This window comes from Corynebacterium sputi DSM 45148 (assembly GCF_000427865.1).
GTDB lineage: Bacteria > Actinomycetota > Actinomycetes > Mycobacteriales > Mycobacteriaceae > Corynebacterium > Corynebacterium sputi.
Map to the genome: position 1 here is coordinate 14871 of NZ_ATYV01000008.1, position 17234 is coordinate 32104.

17 protein-coding genes are annotated in these 17234 nt (G+C 61.1%); 4 read left to right on the plus strand and 13 right to left on the minus strand.

Annotated features, from left to right (window positions below; all coding sequences use genetic code 11):
• The 8 genes from YWU_RS0104745 to YWU_RS0104780 form a co-directional block, all read right to left on the minus strand.
• Positions 1-846: a threonine/serine exporter family protein gene (locus tag YWU_RS0104745; protein WP_027019560.1), complete on the minus strand. Its 846-nt coding sequence runs from the start codon at positions 844-846 to the stop codon at positions 1-3.
• An 11-nt stretch (positions 847-857) separates the two neighbouring features.
• A complete protein-coding gene (locus YWU_RS15225; protein ID WP_051260044.1) occupies positions 858-1769 on the minus strand; it encodes an urease accessory protein UreD in 912 nt (303 codons plus the stop codon).
• Between the two features lie 71 nt (positions 1770-1840).
• Positions 1841-2458 (minus strand): urease accessory protein UreG, encoded by a 618-nt coding sequence (ureG, locus tag YWU_RS0104755; protein ID WP_027019561.1) that lies wholly within the window; start codon positions 2456-2458, stop codon positions 1841-1843.
• A gap of 34 nt (positions 2459-2492) precedes the next feature.
• Positions 2493-3215 (minus strand): urease accessory protein UreF, encoded by a 723-nt coding sequence (locus YWU_RS0104760; protein ID WP_034647122.1) that lies wholly within the window; start codon positions 3213-3215, stop codon positions 2493-2495.
• Between the two features lie 3 nt (positions 3216-3218).
• Positions 3219-4940 (minus strand): urease subunit alpha, encoded by a 1722-nt coding sequence (gene ureC / locus YWU_RS0104765; protein ID WP_027019563.1) that lies wholly within the window; start codon positions 4938-4940, stop codon positions 3219-3221.
• On the minus strand, positions 4937-5344 hold the full coding sequence (locus YWU_RS0104770; protein ID WP_034647124.1) for an urease subunit beta: 408 nt from the start codon (positions 5342-5344) through the stop codon (positions 4937-4939). Before YWU_RS0104770 ends, ureC begins: the two co-directional genes overlap by 4 nt.
• 17 nt (positions 5345-5361) lie before the next feature.
• Positions 5362-6135 carry a type IV pilus inner membrane component PilO gene (locus YWU_RS0104775; protein WP_027019565.1) on the minus strand — a complete coding sequence of 258 codons (774 nt, stop codon included), beginning with the start codon at positions 6133-6135 and terminating at the stop codon, positions 5362-5364.
• An 8-nt stretch (positions 6136-6143) separates the two neighbouring features.
• Positions 6144-6449, minus strand: coding sequence for an urease subunit gamma (locus tag YWU_RS0104780; RefSeq protein ID WP_027019566.1), 306 nt, complete (start codon positions 6447-6449; stop codon positions 6144-6146).
• Positions 6450-6807: 358 nt separating this feature from the next.
• On the opposite strand from YWU_RS0104780, the gene YWU_RS15230 reads away from it, so the two are divergent.
• Positions 6808-8169, plus strand: coding sequence for an AI-2E family transporter (locus YWU_RS15230; RefSeq protein WP_084141785.1), 1362 nt, complete (start codon positions 6808-6810; stop codon positions 8167-8169).
• 98 nt (positions 8170-8267) lie between these two features.
• Here YWU_RS15230 and urtE read toward each other — a convergent pair whose 3' ends face one another.
• The 5 genes from urtE to urtA all read right to left on the minus strand — a co-directional run bounded on the left by urtE (position 8268) and on the right by urtA (position 13187).
• On the minus strand, positions 8268-9014 hold the full coding sequence (urtE, locus tag YWU_RS15235) for an urea ABC transporter ATP-binding subunit UrtE (RefSeq protein WP_084141788.1): 747 nt from the start codon (positions 9012-9014) through the stop codon (positions 8268-8270).
• A gap of 64 nt (positions 9015-9078) precedes the next feature.
• The gene (locus tag YWU_RS0104795; RefSeq protein WP_027019567.1) at positions 9079-9810 is read right to left on the minus strand and encodes an ABC transporter ATP-binding protein; all 732 of its coding nucleotides are present in this window, start codon (positions 9808-9810) and stop codon (positions 9079-9081) included.
• Positions 9807-10844: an urea ABC transporter permease subunit UrtC gene (urtC, locus tag YWU_RS0104800; RefSeq protein WP_169718882.1), complete on the minus strand. Its 1038-nt coding sequence runs from the start codon at positions 10842-10844 to the stop codon at positions 9807-9809. The genes YWU_RS0104795 and urtC overlap by 4 nt, the downstream gene beginning before the upstream one ends.
• Before the next feature lie 143 nt (positions 10845-10987).
• The gene (gene urtB / locus YWU_RS0104805; protein WP_027019569.1) at positions 10988-11872 is read right to left on the minus strand and encodes an urea ABC transporter permease subunit UrtB; all 885 of its coding nucleotides are present in this window, start codon (positions 11870-11872) and stop codon (positions 10988-10990) included.
• 1 nt (position 11873) lies between these two features.
• Positions 11874-13187 carry an urea ABC transporter substrate-binding protein gene (urtA, locus tag YWU_RS15240; RefSeq protein WP_051260045.1) on the minus strand — a complete coding sequence of 438 codons (1314 nt, stop codon included), beginning with the start codon at positions 13185-13187 and terminating at the stop codon, positions 11874-11876.
• A 344-nt stretch (positions 13188-13531) separates the two neighbouring features.
• Between urtA and YWU_RS0104815 the strand changes: the two genes are divergently transcribed.
• From YWU_RS0104815 to allB, 3 genes are read left to right on the plus strand one after another with little or no spacing between them, the layout of a single operon-like run.
• Positions 13532-14293 (plus strand): aspartate/glutamate racemase family protein, encoded by a 762-nt coding sequence (locus YWU_RS0104815; RefSeq protein ID WP_276201916.1) that lies wholly within the window; start codon positions 13532-13534, stop codon positions 14291-14293.
• Positions 14294-14333: 40 nt separating this feature from the next.
• Positions 14334-15686, plus strand: a complete 1353-nt coding sequence (locus tag YWU_RS15245) for a DUF6986 family protein (RefSeq protein ID WP_051260046.1) — start codon at positions 14334-14336, stop codon at positions 15684-15686.
• Positions 15683-17218 (plus strand): allantoinase AllB, encoded by a 1536-nt coding sequence (allB, locus tag YWU_RS0104825; RefSeq protein ID WP_027019571.1) that lies wholly within the window; start codon positions 15683-15685, stop codon positions 17216-17218. The genes YWU_RS15245 and allB overlap by 4 nt, the downstream gene beginning before the upstream one ends.
• The last annotated feature ends 16 nt before the right edge of the window (positions 17219-17234 follow it).

The window sequence follows — 17234 nt, forward strand, 5'->3', positions numbered from 1 at the left end:
CTATGCCGACCGCAATGGACAAAGTCGGGATGTCGATTTGATCCACGGGCCCGCCAGCACCACGTCCTTCAGTGCAAACGTGATCACCGCGCCGACGACGATGCCACCGACGACCAGCACCAACTGCGCCATCTTGGCAACCGCCGCTAAATGGTCCGAGTTCACGAAGTCCACCACCACGCCGATCAGAGCTGGATACAGCACTGATAGGACCCACGACACCGCCATGACCCCGACAGCAAACGACGGCGACAACACCCCAGTCAGCACCAACACGCCAGCGATAGCACCGCTGAACATGGTCTGCAGGACCACCGCGTATAGGCGGGTCAGTCCGATTCTCGCTGCAACCCGTCCAGCTGCAGTCGACGCGAAGAACGTCGCCCCTGCACACACCGCCGTGAGAAAACCACCTCCGACGTGCAATCCAATGCAGAACCCGAGGAACGCCGCTCCGGTGAGCGTCCACCAGAAGGAGACCAGCGGCTGCGAATCCGCCTCGGTTGAGGCTCGTGCCTCTGCAACCGTCAGCTCGCCAGCCCTGATCTGCGCGACAGTGCGGCTCAAGCGGTACATCCGCTCACAGTGAATGGTGTCCGTCGGCGTGGATCGGAGGCTTCGGTTCATCGACCGGAGATCCTCGGTGACGTGTTCGACCTGCAGCACGGTGCCAACCACCGTCACATTCAGGCCTGGCAGCCCGAGCCCGGCACCGCTGTCGGTCACCGCAGAGATGACTTCATGCGCAGAGACCCCTGATTCCAGATGGGCTCTGCCCAAATGCAGGAGGACGTCGATCCGATCCCAGATCTCACTCTCCGTGAGTGCGATTTCGGTGTCTGCCATGGGTGGCCCCCTTACATCCGACGCAGATCGATGGCGGCCCGTCCCACCACTGCCTTCCTGATCAGGCTATATGAGCGCCGCACTGCCGTCTCCACGTCGACCGGGTCATTGCCTGCGATGCGGACCATCACGCCATAGTCCTCCACCAGCGTGGAAACACCAATCTCGATATCGGCGCCGCCTGGCATCCGTCCCACCTCTATCCGCAGCTCCTCGACGATCCTGGGGACCATGGACTTCTCCGGAGGTACCGCCAGCACCGTGCCCCACACGGCGTACTTCGACAGGAGCATCTGGCTCTGCGCTCCCTCGCCCGTCACACACAAAGTGTCCGATAGCAGCGGAATGGACCGACCATGCCGGGGTTGGCGAATGGTCCAGACCTGGCTGAGGGCATCGAACTGGTTCCTCTCACCCCTCGCCAATCGCCCGGTCAGCATGACATCAGCAGCCAGCAGAGCGCCTCCCGGCTCGACAACCGCATCGGTGATCTGCAGCAGTCTCGACCCACCAAACAGAATCGTCTGACCCGGCAGGTATTCGCAGATGGCGCCCGCCCGCACATCCAGGGTGGTCCACTGAATCGCCAGACCTTCGTCCATTCTTTGCACAGGTGTCGCCGCCTGCGTGGTGATCGTCGCCCGCGCGCCAGGCTCACACGTCAGTTTCTGCCGAACCCGATCGTTCGCAGCCAGTCCGCCACCGGTGCTGCGCAGGTAGACAAACGCCTCACCAGTGTCACCGGCATCGATATACAGCGGCCGGGACACGTACATCGGCGCCTTGATAAACCGGTCGACAAACCCAGTCTGCCGGTCCGCTGCGCGCTCATCGGGCGCCAGGGTGAGGTCGGCAATCCCGACCTTTCCGGGAAAGCCAACGGGGATCGTTCCAGTTCGCTTCCCGACGTCCCCCTCTCCCACATACCTCCGCACCTCAGAGGGGATCCGGCTCAACGGTGGTGAGGTCAGTAAAGAGCTCGGTAGTGAAACTGTCACTTCCGGAACGTCTCTAGCTGTTCACGAAGGTCCTCGATACCGATCCCTTCCAGGCAGTCGGTGAGGATGACGGGGCCTCCGGAGCGAACATCGACGGCGTCGGCGTACATGATGTCGACATCGCAGCGAACGTACTTCGCGATGTCGATCTTGTTGATCACCAAGATGTCCGATTCTGTCGTTCCGGGTCCACGCTTCTTCGGCATCTTCTGGCCTTCGGCAGTATCCAGGACAAAGACGAACACGTCTGCCAGCGCCGGGGAGAAGGTGAGGGTGAGGTTGTCGCCACCGGACTCAAAGAAAATCGTGTCGATCTCTGGGTGCTCGTCGACGAGGTCTGCGGCCGCCATGAGATTCATGGTCGGGTCATCCCGCACGGCGGTGTGCGGGCACGAGCCGGTCTCAACGCCGACGATTCGCTCTGGGGCGAGAATCCCGTCCAACTCCCGACGCACATGCAGCGCATCTTCCTGCGTATAAATGTCATTGGTAATGACTCCGACCTGACGGCCTTGGTTCACAAATAGCGGCACCAGTGCTTCGATCAAGGCGGTCTTGCCTGATCCGACCGGTCCGCCGATGCCGATGCGCAGCGGTGCGATGGGGTTGCTCATGGTGTCTCCTAAATGTCGTCTAACTCATGCTCTGTTAACTCATAAATAATCGCGCGGGCGCTGTCTCGTGCGCCGCCGACGCCAGATCACTTCCCGGCCCAGCCCGGCCCAGCAGGGACCAATCCCCTGCCTCAATCATCTCGTTTGCTGTGTCCACGCACTGCTGACTCAGTTCGGTGATTGCTGGGTGCGCCCGAGTGATCATGTACTGCGCACCAATGTGATCGCATTGTCGCAATCGCAGCGCCGCCCCGGACCAGCCGACTGCCAGTCCCAGCAGTTCCGTCTCCACCGCCTGAACTGGAGCCAACCCTCCTCGAGCATGGACGAGACCCACTGCAACTGCCTGGTTGCCGGGGGTAAGGCGGGAGTTGAGGGTGTGGAGGTAAGCGTCGTAAAGCGAGTTTTTCTCGCTCTTCTCCATCAGCTCATCGACCTGACCTGTGACGATAAGCGTCTGGCGACCAACACGAGTGGAGGCCTTGCGCAGTTCAGTGGTGACCTTCGTAGCGCTGAGTTCATGGTCGATGTCCACGAGATCGTCGAGGCTCTGCACGAGCCCCGCCGCGGCCGTGGCGACCCCATCACTTGGCGCGGCCATAAACCGCAGATGATCCAGCAGCGCCTCGGTGCACTGCTCCAGACCCTTCACTCGGCCGGACTGAATCAGGCCCTCCAAGCCATGCGAGAGGGTGTAGCGGCCCGAGGGATACGCAGAATCCGCATAGGTCAGGGCGTGGAGGAAGGAATGGGCCATGGATCAGAACATGAAGTAGCGCTGGGCCAACGGAAGTTCAGACGCTGGGTCAATGGTGGCGACCTCGCCGTCAACGCGCACCACGTACGTGTCCGGGTCGACCTCGATGTCCGCCAACCGGTCATTGCGGATCATGTCCTTCTTGCCAATATTGCGGCAGTTCTTCACCGGCAGCACCGTTGACTTCAAGCCGAGCTGCTCCGGAACCCCGGCGTCGATGGAGGCCTGCGACATGAATGTGACGCGAGTGTCCGTCAGAGCCGAGCCGAAGTTAGCGAACTGATCGCGATAGAACACCGGCTGAGGTGTGGACAACGATGCATTGGGATCACCCATGGCGGCGAAACAAATCCGCCCCTGGCGAAGAACCAGGCGGGGCTTGGCGGCAAACGAATCGATCGGCCAGAGCACCAGGTCAGCGAGCTTTCCGGGTTCAATTGTGCCGATGTAGTCGCCGATGCCCTGCGCGATGGCCGGGTTAATGGTCATCTTTGCCACGTACCGGAGGACACGGTTGTTGTCGTCACCGTCGTCGCCTTCGAGCTCGCCTAGCTGCTCGCGGCAGTGGTGGGCAGTCTGGAAAGCGCGGATCCAGGACTCGCCAACGCGGCCCATTGCCTGCGAATCGGAACTGAAAATACTGATCAGACCCATATCGTGCAGCACTGTCTCAGCGGCGATGGTCTCCACACGAACCCGGGAATCGGCGAAAGCTACATCCTCGGGGATGTTGTGCGACAGGTGATGGCAGACCATCACCATGTCGAGAAGTTCCTCAACGGAGTTGACCGTGTACGGCAGGGTCGGATTCGTCGAGGCCGGCAGAACATTCTCCATCCCGGAGACCCGAATGATGTCCGGGGCGTGGCCGCCGCCGGCGCCCTCCGAGTGGAAGGTATGGACCGGCCGACCGTCGAAGGCGCGGATAGTCGACTCGAAGAAGCCGCCCTCGTTCAGAGTATCGGTGTGGATGGCGAGCTGGACGTCGCGTTCATCGCACACGTTCATGGCGTTTCGAATATTCGCAGGGGTCGCGCCCCAGTCCTCGTGGATCTTCAACCCGGCAGCGCCGGCGAGAATCTGGGAATCAACTGCCTCTGGCAGCGCGCCGGACCCCTTGCCGAGAAAGCCCGTGTTGACGGACATTCCCTCAGCGGCCTTGAGCATGAAATGAACCGAGGAAGCTCCCGGAGTACTGGTGGTTCCGAGAGTCCCTTCGGCCGGGCCAGTGCCACCGCCGAAGAAAGTGGTGATGCCACCAGCCAAACCGTGTTCGGCCTGCTGCGGGGTGATGTAGTGAATGTGGGTATCCACACCCCCGGCGGTGAGAATGCGATGCTCACCGGCAATGACCTCGGTGCCGACGCCAATAATGAGGTCCGGATCGACACCATCCTGAGTATTCGGGTTGCCAGCCTTGCCGATGCCGACGATCTTGCCGTCGCGAATTCCCACGTCACCCTTGACCACGCCAGCGACCGCGTCCAGCACAATGACCCCGGTGATGACCGTGTCGAGGGCGCCGGTCTCCGGCAGCGCCGTCGGGTCCTGCGCCATGCCATCGCGCACTGCTTTGCCGCCGCCGTACACCGACTCATCGCCATATGCGGACGCCAAGTGGTCATGTTCGATGCGCACGCGGAGGTTGGTGTCCGCGAGCTTTACGACGTCCCCCGTCGTCGGCCCATAAATCTCCGAATACCTACCCCGGTCGATGGTGCTCACTTGTCGTTCTCCTGCTCAGTGTCGTCCAGCGGGTCATTGCTACGCAGGAACTCCGGCAGCCGCTGCAGCGCCGCGGTCCTGACCGCCGGGTCGTCGAGGGCACCTTCCACGAGGCCAGCGAAGCCATGGAGGATGCGCTTTCCACCGAAGTCCACCAGCTCCACCTCTTGGGTGTTGCCCGGCTCGAACCGAACTGCCAGCCCTGATGGGATTGACAAGTGCATTCCCCAGGCGGCCTCTCGGTCGAAGTCCAAGGCGGCGTTGGCCTCAAAGAAGTGATAGTGCGAGCCAACCTGCACGGCCCGGTCGCCGGTGTTGGACACCCGCAGCGTCGCCGTCCGCCGGCCTGGGTTCAGCTCGATCTCCCCGGCTTGTGTCTCATAACGTGTCGCCGATCCGGACATGATGGATGCTCCTGGCTCTAGTGCGAATGAGTGTGGCCGTGTGAGTGACCATGGCTGTGGGAGTGGCTGTGCCCGTGGGAATGGTCCTCGTCACCGTGCGAGTGGGCGAAGCCCTGCCCGTGGTCGGCCAGCAGACCAGCGGCGACACCATTGTCTCCATGGTCACGCAGCCGATGGACTGCAGTCTTTGTAGCTTCCTCCAACGCTGTCACCAGCGCACCCTTGCGGAAAAGCTGAACTGCTCCGCTTTCCACGCCCAGGTCCGCACGAATCACGGCGGGGTTTTCTGCACCGAGCAACCGCAGCCGCTCCTTTGCACGTTCCGGCTCCGGCCACGATCCCTCAAATGTGGTCTCCACAAGCAACTGCTCGGAAAACTGCCGGGCCAGGCGAATCCGGCGAACCAATTCTGCGTCTGCGAACGGGTCCACGGTCTGTGCAACGAAGAGCACGCTGTCATGACTCTTGACCGCAGCCCTCAAGTGGCGGCGGAGCTCGGCGATGGTGCGGGTGGCGTCGATAAGCGAGGGAGCTAGAGCGACTTTATGGCCAAACCGCTGTGCCCACTGCAAGGCCTGCGCGGCCTGCGTCACCGATGTGAGATCTCGTCCGGTGCCGGCCGGAACAACGATAAGACTCTTATGGTCCTTCGTCGCCTTTTCCACCTGAAGTGAGAGCTCACGAGGCCTCACGACGACCGAATAGCCGACTTCCTCCTGCAACTCATCCGGGAACGGAACCTCAGTTCCCGCATAGAGAACAACGCGGTAAAGCTCTGGATCGAAAGTCATAGTGCTCCTCACTGACCAATCGGATCGTGGACGCTGACAAGTTTCGTGCCGTCTGGGAACGTCACCTCAACTTGGATGAGGTCGAGCATCTCCCGAACGCCATCCATGACGTCGTCCCGTGACAGGACCTCTGTGCCGACCCGCATCGCCTCTGCGACAGACAGTCCATCGCGGGCCGCTTCAATCACTGCGTCCGAGATGATCGCGACGGCCTCCGGGTGATTGAGCTTCACTCCCCTAGCTAACCTCCGGCGACTGACCTCAGCCGCCGTGAAGATCATGAGCTTCTCCTGCTCCCGGGGTGTCAGATTCACGGCGGGTCCCTTCCATCTTGGTACGCAACAACGTGCGGTGTCGGCACGGCCAACCTAAGCAAGGTTAATGCTGAATAATGTTGTTGTGGTCAGCGGCCAGACATATTTCACAACGGTTTATCACGATCAGCTCGGCCGAAATGCAATGGAAACATCGCACTCTGACGCCCCATAGGTCTCAGCCAATTCAGGAAACCCCTTGTGTGACTGACGCCACCACACAATTCAGTGGACATTCACGCCGATAACCACGGGAAACGTCGCCATTGTCAACGATGTCCGGGCCGATTCCGAGGACCGGTCCAACACCCTGAAAATCCCCTGAACCAGAACTCCCGTTCTGTGCCATAGTTGGATCATGGACGACAAGGATTCACGCGCCGAATCTCACATTGGCTCCGAAAAAGACCTGGCGGATCTAGTCGCCGGGAATGACCCGGGCAGAACACCCGCGGAACTGGACAACGAGGCTCAGTCATTCGCGGACATCGCCCCGGTCGCTAGCGAACCAATCAACCGTGCGACGGTGCTCGGCTATGACGCGCGTGCACTCGCCGCGTCATCACTCCGGATGATTCTTATCCTTTCCGGAGCCGCTCTGATTCTGTGGATCATCGGTTACTTCTGGCAGGGCATCCTGCCAGTGGTCTTGGGTCTGCTGCTCACCACAGTGCTCTGGCCGGTATCTGCTGCGATGCGAAAGCGTGGTGTGAACGCCGCGTTGGCTGCTGCGGTGACGCTGTTGGGGTTCCTTGGCATCGTCAGCGGAACCTTCATTGCGATGGGTCCGATCGTCGCTTCTCAGGGATCCGACCTAGTCGAACAGGCTCAGGAAGGTTTAACTGAGCTCTTCCAGCTAGTCGAGCAGCTCCCGTTCAACATCGAGATGGCGCAGGTGGAGGAGACTCTCCAGGAGATCACCACCTTTATTCAGGAGAGAGCCGGTGACATCGCAGGTGGTGTCGTAACCGGTGTCAGCGCCGCGACGTCGATGGTCGTGACGCTAGTCATCATGCTGGTGCTGGTGTTCTTCTTCCTGAAGGACGGCGACAAGTTCCTGCCGTGGATCCGTCAGTACAGCGGCCGCACCGCCGGCTGGCACATCAGCGAGCTGCTGACCCGCATGTGGAACACCCTCAGTGGATTCATTCGCACGCAGGCAGTTGTCTCGTTCGTCGATGCCTTCTTCATCGGACTCGGCCTAGTCCTCCTGGGAGTTCCGCTCGCCTTCGTTCTGGCGGTCCTCACCTTCTTCGCAGGTTTCATCCCGATCGTCGGTGCGATCACGGCCGGCTCGCTCGCCGTCATTATTGCGCTGGTCAGCAATGGCCTTACCAACGCGATCATGGTGCTGGTCCTGATCATCGCGGTGCAGCAGCTCGAGGGCAACGTCCTCCAGCCGGTGCTCCAGTCCAAGGCAATGCAGCTCCACGCTGCGATGGTCCTGCTGTCGGTCACCGTCGGTTCCACCCTCTTCGGCATCACCGGCGCATTCCTCGCGGTCCCGGTCGCTGCGACGATCGCCGTTGCTTTCCGCTACCACGCAGAGATGGTCGGGCTTCGGTCCGGTGAAATCACCATGGACGATATTGAAGTCGCCACAGATCCTGAGACTCAACGGAAGAAACGTGAGAACTCAGGTTGGAATGCGTTGAAGAAGAAATTCAACAAACGGAAGCAACAAGTGCAGGAAAAGGTCGAGGAAGCGAAGAGCAACTAACCCCTGCTTCCCGACGTCTCCCTCCACATTCCAGACCCCCGACCTCCGAGAAAATTTCTCGGAAGCCGGGGGTTCGGCTATTGCCCGTACCGGGCGGATTAGATAGCCAAGGCCATCCGGACCTTCTCCTCCACTTCCTCCATGTCATGGGCACCGGAGGTGATCGACTCCGGAGTATCCGGAACCAGGGTGGCTCCGCCCTCGCCCTGTTGGATGACTCGACCGGAGGCCATCACGGCGTATTCACTGGCGGCGGACAGCGCGAATCCCATGTGCTGCTCGACCAGGAGTACGGCGACGCCTTCCTTCGCCAGGTCGCGGATGGTTTGTTGGATCTCGGCGACGACGTTCGGCTGGATGCCTTCGGCAGGTTCATCGAGGATCAGGAGCTTCGGCTGTGTGATCAGTGCTCGGGCGATCGAAAGCTGCTGGCGCTGACCGCCGGATAGGAGGCCCGCCTGACGATCGAGGAACGGCACGAGGGCGGGGAAACGCTCCAGAGCTTCATCGATGCGTCCGCGTGCCTGGCGTCCGATACCTTCGGCGACAACCTGGAGGTTCTCCATGGTGGAGAGCTGCTCGAAGGACTTCTGTCCCTGCGGAACATAGGCCATTCCTCGTTTGATGCGGGCATGAGGGGCAAGGGAGGTGATGTCCTCGCCGTCAAAGGTGATGGTGCCCGAGGTCGGCTTGATGAGTCCGACTGCGGTGCGCAGCAAGGTGGTCTTGCCGGCGCCGTTGTGTCCGAGGACTGCAACGACTCCGTCGTCGGGGACGGTGAGGCTGACGTCATGGACGACCTTGGTCTGTCCGTAGCCGGAGGTGATTGAGTCGATGGTGAGCATTGGTCCGGTTCCTTCCGGTGTGGTGCTTCGGGGTGCGAGAAAGGGGGGTCTTAGGCAGCTGGTCTTAGGCAGCTGAGGTACCGAGGTAGATCTTCTGGACTTCGCTGTGGTGCTGAACATCGTCGACGGAGCCTTCTGCCAAGACCGTGCCGCGGTTGAGGACAGTCACGCGGCTAGCGAAGTTCCTCATGAAGTCCATGTCGTGCTCGACGACGAGGACCATCCGGTCCTTGGAGACACGGTGGAGAAGTTCGCCGGTGGCGTCGCGTTCGTCGAGGCTCATGCCGGCGACGGGTTCGTCGAGAAGCAAAGCTCTGGAGTCCTGAACCAGGAGCATGGCGATCTCCAGCCACTGCTTCTGGCCGTGGGACAGGACACCCGCGCGGCGGTTCCGGATCTCGGTGAGGCCAGAGAGTTCCAGCGCTTCCTCAATGCGGGGATCCAGGTGGCGACGCACTCCCCACAGCGCCGACTTCTTGCGGTGGATCCCGCAGGCGATGTCGAGGTTCTGCAGGACAGAGAGTGCTTCGAAGACGCTGGCGGTCTGGAAGGTTCGGCCGACGCCCATCCGGGCGATCTGCTGCACCGGAGTGCCGAGGATCTCGCGGCCATCAAGAGTCACGGAACCGGTGCCGGGGACGAGGCCGGAGATGGCATCGACGCAGGTGGTCTTACCAGCGCCGTTGGGTCCGATGAGGAAGTGAACTTCGCCGGGGTCGGTGTGGAAGCTGACGTTGTCGACGGCGGTGAATTCGCCGAACTTCACGGTCAGGTCGGTGGCGATGAGGCCGCTCATGCTTGTGCTCCTTCTTTGTTCGACGACTCTTTCTTCACGGATCTGAACTTGCGCACGCTGGCCAACGAAGCGAGGCCTCCCGGCAGGAGGGCGATGACGAGGACAAGCAACATGCCTTGGAAGTAGGACCAGCCGGAGGGGAATACGCCCGAGAGGAACGACTCAGCCCATCCGAGGAGAAGCGCTCCCAGAGCCGGACCGAAGAGGCTGGCACGGCCACCTGCGGCGACGGCGATGACGAAGACAATCGAGGGGACGACACCGATTTCCGCCGGGGAAATGATGCCGACGATCGGTACGAACAGCGCGCCGGCGATTCCCGCCATCACAGCGGCAATCACGTAGGCAGCGGTCTTAATCAGCGCCGGGTCATAGCCGAGGAATCGGACGCGCTCTTCAGCATCACGGGTAGCGACGAGGAGTTCGCCGTACCTGCTCCGCATCAGCCAGTACGAGATCGCAATCATCGCAAGCAGCACTGAAGCGGCGATGAAGTAGAGCATCTGCTTGTTGACCGGGTCGTTGAGGTCGTATCCAAAGAAATACTGGAATCCGCTGAGACCATTGGAGCCGCCAAGGGTTTCCTGCTGTCCAACAAGGAGGACGACAACTGCTGCAACCAGTGCCTGGTTGAGGATCGCGAAGTAGGCGCCGCGGATACGTCGGCGGAAGATCGAGTAGCCGAGAAGGAAACTCACCACTGCCGGCAGCACGACGATCATGGCCAGAGTGAACACCGGGCTGCGGAAAGGCTCCCACCACACGGGAACCGTGGCGCCGGTCAATGCCATGAAGGTGGGGGTTCCGGTGCCGGCGATGTCGGCGTCGGCGAGCTGCATGTGCATCGCCATGACGTAGGCACCGATACCGAAGAACGCGCCCTGTCCCAGGGTGAGCATTCCGCCTCGACCCCAGGCCAGGCCGATTCCCACGGCAACGATGGCATAACAAATGAAGCGGGATAGCTGGCCCAGCCCGAAGGGGGTCAGCACGATCGGAGCAATCACTAGCAGGGCAATGCCGAGCAGCATCATGCCGATGCCGACGCTCTTGAGCGAGGGCGCACCGATCACGGAGCCTGGACCGAGAAGCCGACTACTGGAGGAGTCCGGTGTGGAGGTGCGGGATGTGGAGAGGGAGGCGTCGGGAAGCGATGCGTTTTTCGTCTTCAACGGACTCATGCGAGGCTCCTGGTCTTGACGGTGAACAGTCCCTGCGGACGGAACTGGAGGAATGCGACCACAGCGACGAGAACCACGAACTTCGCGATGGACGCCCCGGTGGAGTACTCGACGAACGCCTGGATAAGACCCAGTGCAAACGCCGAAATGACAGCGCCCTTGATGCGGCCGATTCCGCCGGCTGCGACGACAAGGAAGGCGTCAACGATGTAGGTAGTGCCGATCGTCGGGCCAGTGGCACCGATGAGGGTGATCATGACTCCAGCGACGCCGGCGAGGCCGGAACCGACGAAGAACGTCAGGCGGTCAGTGGCACGGGTGTTGATTCCGTTGGTCTCTGCGAGATCGCGATTCTGCACGACTGCGCGGATGCGGCGACCCATTGGAGTCTTCGTCATGAATAGGCCCAGGCCTGCGACAACGATGATGACCACGAGCAGAATAAAAAGACGCGAGGTGGGAATAACGGCACCGGCGAATTCGATATTGCCTTGGAGCCAGGTGGGTGCCTGAACGTCCACGGCGGGGGCGCCGAAGATGTCACGGGCGAGCTGCTGCAGGATCAGACCGACGCCGAAGGTTGCTAGAAGCGTGTCCAGTGGCCGGTGATACATCCTCCTGATGAGCACCTGTTCGAGGAGAACACCGAGCAGACCGCCGATGACGAAAGCGACGGGGATAGAGATGAAAAGCGAGAGCCCTGCATAGCCGAGGAAGCTCTGCACCACGTACGCGGTGTAAGCGCCGACCATGATGAACTCGCCGTGGGCCATATTGATCACGCCCATCTGACCGAAGGTCAGGGACAGGCCAATGGCCACAAGTAGGAGGACGGAGCCAATGCTCAGTCCTGCCACCAACTGTGATGTCAGGATGTCCATGTCAGTCCTCCCTGAGGGCGCCGGTGCCGATGCCCGTGCGGGCGTCGAGCGGTATGTCGGACCAGTCGTAGTTGTCCAGGAACGGGTCCGGGGTGAGAGGCTCATCGGCCTCCCAGACGGTGTCGATGAGTCCGTCCTCGTTAATCCGACCGATGCGCGGGGTGCGCGTGACGTGGTGGGTGGAGCCATCGACGGTGACGGTGCCTTCTGGTCCGTCGTAGGAGACGCCGTCGGCGGCTTCTCTGACCTCGTCGACATCGAAAGAACCGGCCTTTTCGACCATTTCGCGCCACAAATAGAGGCTGGTGTACGCGGCGGTCATCGGGTCAGAGGTGACTCGGCCTTCGCCGTAGCGGTCCTTGAAACGGTCGACGAATTCGTGGTTCTCGGGCGTATCGACGCTTTGGTAGTAATTCCACGCCGTGAGCTGCCCGCCGATGTTATTCACACCGATGCCGCCGATTTCCTCTTCTGCGAGGGAGACGGACAAGACGGGAGTGGTCTCCGGGGTCATGCCCATGCTTCGGTACTGGCGGAAGAATGCGACGTTGGAGTCACCGTTGAGGGTGTTGAATACTGCGTCTGCACCTGAGTCACGGACGCGGTTGGCGATCGTGGTGAAGTCGGTGGATCCGAGCGGGGTGTAGTCCTCGCCGACGATCTCAACGTCATTTTCCTCGGCCCACTGCTTGATGATCATGTTCGCTGCGCGGGGGAACACGTAGTCACTGCCGAGCAAGAAGATGGAATCCGCACCCTCTTCGTCCTTGAGGTACTCAAGACCCGGGACGATCTGCTGATTAGTGGTGGAGCCGGTGTAGTACACATTGCGGGAGGCCTCGAGCCCCTCGTACTGGACCGGGTAAAACAGCAGCGAGTTGTTGCTCTCGAAGACCGGGAGCATCGCTTTGCGGGAAGCGGAGGTCCAGCCACCAAAGACGGCAGCGACACATTCGACTTCGATAAGGCGGGCGGCGCGCTCTGCGAAGATCGCGGGGTCGGATGCTCCGTCTTCCTCGACGATCTCCAACTTCTTTCCCATGACTCCGCCGGAGTTGTTGATCTCCTCGGCCGCCATGTTGAGCGACTGGTTGACCGTGGTCTCACTGATCGCCATGGTTCCCGACAGGGAGTTGATGAATCCGACCTTCACCGTGTCACCGGAGGTGTCTACGCAGGACTGCGCTTGAATCGGGTCGTCACCAACACGCGCGCCACCACAGGAGGCGAGCACTAGGCCGAACGCGGAGACCACCGCAGTGAATCCCCATAATTTACGGCGACTTCTCGATCTACCCTCAGTGGGCGGTTCCATGCTTCCTCCTGTGTCGACGCCTTTGACACGGGCGAATGCTCGCCCGATTCAGCGGATATAGAGGAAGTTATGGAACGCAGATTTCCTGTCGGTGAGGCAATTGTTTCCAGCAGCTGTCTCACATACCTGAAACAATCGTTTCCGCATACTATTGTCTGATTCACCTCAATAGACGAACGATTATCCACAAAAAGTGTGCGGCTCGTCACATATTTGGCCCAGAAGCTATTAACCCGAAAGTAACGACCGGGGTGACGATGTGAAATCGAATGTCGGTTACATTGCTCCTGCCCAGCTAACAGTTCGCTCGTCCGGTCAGCGCCCCAGCCGAGGAGTACTCCCCTGTGTCAGTGATTGGAATTGTCAACGTCAACACCAGTCGGTCGATGACGGGCACCATCGTCACCGCCGCTGCCGCCGTCGCTGCTCCGGACACCGTCATTGAGGGAGTTACCCCAACTATCGGCCCGGAATCGGTAGAGACCCACGTTGAAGCAGCGCTATCTCAGGTCGGCGTCATTTTGGCTGTTCACCGCCGCCACAGTGAGGGGCTCGATCCGGCGCTGCCGGATTTACCTCCCATCAGCGCCTGGATAATCGCGGGGTATGGCGACGAGGGACGTGAGGCGTTGCAAGAGCTTATCGACGTCCCCGTCGTAGACATCACCGAAGCCGCCGCGTTCGCTGCCATGTCCGTCGGTGATAGGTACGCCGTAGTGACGACGCTGGATCGGACCGTCCCCATGATCCGCGGCCGACTGGAGTTGGCCGGATTATATGACCGTTGTGTGTCGGTGAAGGGAACCGGCCTTGGGGTACTCGAGCTGGAGGAAGATCAAGACCGGACCGACGATCTCATCCTTGAACTGGCGGCTGAGGCCCTGACACACGGCGCCGAGTCGATTTGCCTGGGCTGCGGCGGCATGGCTGGTCGCGCCCCGGAATTGACGCAGAAGCTCGGAGCACCGGTCATCGATGGTGTGACTGCTGCTGTGGGAATCGCCGAGTCCTTGATCCGCCAGGGACTGCACACTTCCCGGGTCGGCACCTACGCCCCGAGAAGTCCCAAGAAGCTCACGGGATTCGAGGAACTCGAGATCAACTGACTCAGCGCCCTCGCAATTCTCCTACCCCGAAAGGAACCTGATGCTCGAGGCCAAAGGCCCGGACCTGGATATTCTCACCGGCCAATTGAGTGCCGTTGCGGACGCGACCCTAGCGACCATTGACCCCCGCGTCACCGGAGAATGGGCCTCTCCCTTGTCCTCCCGGCAGCCAGTCCACACCGTGTACGTACCCGCAGATCAGGCGGTGCGCGAGGGCGCCGGCCTGGTGTCAGAGTGGGGCGCCACTGCTGTGGCGACAGCCACCGGCACCACCGGCGAGGACGATCCAGTGCGGGCTCTTGAATCGATCGCAGGTCAGCTGGGAGTTCCAGAGGAGATCGCCGGGGAAGTCGCTGAGCGCGCCGCTGACAAGCTGCGCACTGAGCCGATCGAAGACCTCCGGATCGACTTTGAAGACGGATTCACTCAGCGCGCTATTGCCTTCGTCGACCGTGAGGCTGACGAGGATGCCAAGGCCGTCGAGTCAGCGGGAATTCTCGCGCAGTGGCTGACCGCATCCGCAGGTACCGCACCGGGTTTCACGGGAATTCGGATCAAATCCTTCGACCCGTCGGTGCGGAACCGCGGCCTGCGCACTTTGGTCATTGTCCTCACCGAATTGGCTGCACGCGGTGTCCTGCAGGAAGCGCTCGAATCTCGGCCTCGATCCCTGCGCATCACCCTCCCAAAGGCCCAACACCACCTGCAGGTGGCCGCGTTTGTGGAGGCTCTGGAGCAGATCGAAAAGACTCTTGACCTGCCGCGTATCCCGTTTGAGATCCAGATCGAGACTCCCCAGGCGATTCTCTGCTCTGATGGCTCCGCTGAAGCGACCCGCATCCTCACCGCTGGACGAGACCGAGTCTTATCGCTGCACTACGGGACCTACGACTACTCCGCTTCTCTTGGCGTTGACGCCGCAGACCAATCCCTGGAGCACCCAGTAGCCGACCACGCGAAGGACATCCTTCAGGTCGCAACCTCAACGATTGGTGTCGAGCTCTCCGATGGTTCGACCAACCGCATCCCTACCGGATCGCCAGAGCAGGTCTTGGAGGGCTGGCGTAACCACTTCCGTTTAGTCGATCGTCATTTGCACCGTGGCATCCGGCAAGGCTGGGATCTGCATCCGAATCATCTAGTTACCCGACATTTGGCGACCGTCGCGTATTTCCGCTCCAATTGGGAAGCCAGCGCCGAGCGTCTGCGCGCTTACGTGGACGGGGATACCTCCCAGTGGATGGACGAGCCCGCCACTGCCAAGGCCCTCGCCGGTTACCTCAATCGAGCGCACGCCTGTGGTGCCATCTCTGATGTAGAACTGTCGACCACCACCGTCGGGCCCGACGATCTGCATTCCCTCATCCTCACCGGAAGGACCCCGAATCAATGACCACGCAGGTATTCCGCGCCACCCAGGCAATCCACGGTGTCGACGCAACTCATGGTCCCGCAACAGTTTTCGTCGATAAGGGGCGAGTGACGGAGGTTGTAGGTGAGGTGTTGGAGGTGGACGTCGTAAAGCAAAAATCTCTTTCTAACGATGTCGACATCATCGACGTCCCCTCTGACGAGGTTCTGATCCCAGGCCTGGTCGATACCCATGTGCATGTGAATGAGCCGGGCCGTACCGACTGGGAGGGCTTCGCCTCAGTCACCCGTGCCGCCGCCGCAGGTGGAGTGACCACGCTGCTGGATATGCCGCTGAATTCGATTCCCTCGACGGTGACTGTTGATGCGCTGGCAGTGAAGCAGGACGTCGCCCGCGACAAGGCCCGGGTCAACGTCGGTTTCTGGGGCGGCGCCGTACCCGAGAACCTTGGCACCGGAGATCTGAAGGCGCTATGGGACGCCGGCGTGTTTGGATTCAAGTGCTTCCTGCTGCACTCGGGCGTTGATGAGTTCGCGCCGCTGAACAAGAAGCAGCTCCACGCCGCCATGGAGGAAATCGCCGAGTTTGATGGCCTGCTCATCGTCCACGCTGAGGACGCCGACGCCATCGAAGCAGGTGAAGCAGCAGTGAATGCTGACGGTGGCATCGACGAAACCTACGAAACGTTTCTTGCCTCTCGGCCAGCAGACGCTGAGGCGAAGGCAATCGCGAGCGTCATCGAGTCATCTGAAGCCACCGGCTGTCGCGCCCACATCCTGCACCTGTCCGACTCCAATTCGCTGGCGCAGATTCAGGAGGCGAAGGTCCGCGGCGTCCGCATCACCGCGGAGACCTGCCCCCATTACCTGTCGTTGTTCGCCGAGGAGATTCAGAACGGTGCCACGCAGTTCAAGTGCTGCCCACCGATCCGCACTGCCGGCAATCGAGAGCAGCTGTGGAAGGGGCTCGTTGACGGCGTAATCGACATGGTTGTCTCGGACCACTCCCCCTGCACCGCCGAGCTCAAGCGCTTCGAGGAGATCGCAGAATCGCAGCGCAAGGCCGGTGAAGACAGTGAGCTGGCGGCGTTTTCGGCGCTGGCAGCGAAGGGTACTGACCTCGGCGGCGAGGGAGCGGACGGGCGTGGCACCGGCGGTTCATTTGGTGAGGCGTGGGGCGGCATCAGTTCGGTGCAGCTCGGGTTACCGGTGATCTGGTCTCAAGCCCGCGTTCGCGGTCTTTCGCTTCCCGACGTCCTCACCTGGATGTCCACCAACCCCGCCGCATGGACAGGACTCGATGACCGTGGAGCTATTTCCCCAGGTAAAAGGGCCGACCTAGTCACGATCAGTGCGGATGATGCGTTCGTCGTCCTTCCGGAGAAACTCCACCAGAAGAACAAACTCTCGGCCTACGCTCAGCGCGCGCTTGCCGGCGTCGTTACCCGCACGTGGGTCGGAGGCGAGCTGGTGTACCGCCGCCCCTTGACGGGCGAAGACGCTTCTGATTCATCGGTTTTCCCAGGAACTGCGCAGCCTTTTACAGTTCGATAGATCCCATCCGATTGTC

What these genes read in the sequence shown, in the direction of transcription:
- YWU_RS0104745 (WP_027019560.1), bottom strand. Translation starts at nt 846, where the DNA reads ATGGCAGACACCGAAATCGCACTCACGGAGAGTGAGATCTGGGATCGG.
- ureG (WP_027019561.1), bottom strand. Translation starts at nt 2,458, where the DNA reads ATGAGCAACCCCATCGCACCGCTGCGCATCGGCATCGGCGGACCGGTC.
- YWU_RS0104760 (WP_034647122.1), bottom strand. Translation starts at nt 3,215, where the DNA reads ATGGCCCATTCCTTCCTCCACGCCCTGACCTATGCGGATTCTGCGTAT.
- YWU_RS0104770 (WP_034647124.1), bottom strand. Translation starts at nt 5,344, where the DNA reads ATGTCCGGATCGGCGACACGTTATGAGACACAAGCCGGGGAGATCGAG.
- YWU_RS0104775 (WP_027019565.1), bottom strand. Translation starts at nt 6,135, where the DNA reads ATGACTTTCGATCCAGAGCTTTACCGCGTTGTTCTCTATGCGGGAACT.
- YWU_RS15230 (WP_084141785.1), top strand. Translation starts at nt 6,808, where the DNA reads ATGGACGACAAGGATTCACGCGCCGAATCTCACATTGGCTCCGAAAAA.
- urtE (WP_084141788.1), bottom strand. Translation starts at nt 9,014, where the DNA reads ATGCTCACCATCGACTCAATCACCTCCGGCTACGGACAGACCAAGGTC.
- YWU_RS0104795 (WP_027019567.1), bottom strand. Translation starts at nt 9,810, where the DNA reads ATGAGCGGCCTCATCGCCACCGACCTGACCGTGAAGTTCGGCGAATTC.
- urtC (WP_169718882.1), bottom strand. Translation starts at nt 10,844, where the DNA reads ATGATGCTGCTCGGCATTGCCCTGCTAGTGATTGCTCCGATCGTGCTG.
- urtB (WP_027019569.1), bottom strand. Translation starts at nt 11,872, where the DNA reads ATGGACATCCTGACATCACAGTTGGTGGCAGGACTGAGCATTGGCTCC.
- urtA (WP_051260045.1), bottom strand. Translation starts at nt 13,187, where the DNA reads ATGGAACCGCCCACTGAGGGTAGATCGAGAAGTCGCCGTAAATTATGG.
- YWU_RS15245 (WP_051260046.1), top strand. Translation starts at nt 14,334, where the DNA reads ATGCTCGAGGCCAAAGGCCCGGACCTGGATATTCTCACCGGCCAATTG.
- allB (WP_027019571.1), top strand. Translation starts at nt 15,683, where the DNA reads ATGACCACGCAGGTATTCCGCGCCACCCAGGCAATCCACGGTGTCGAC.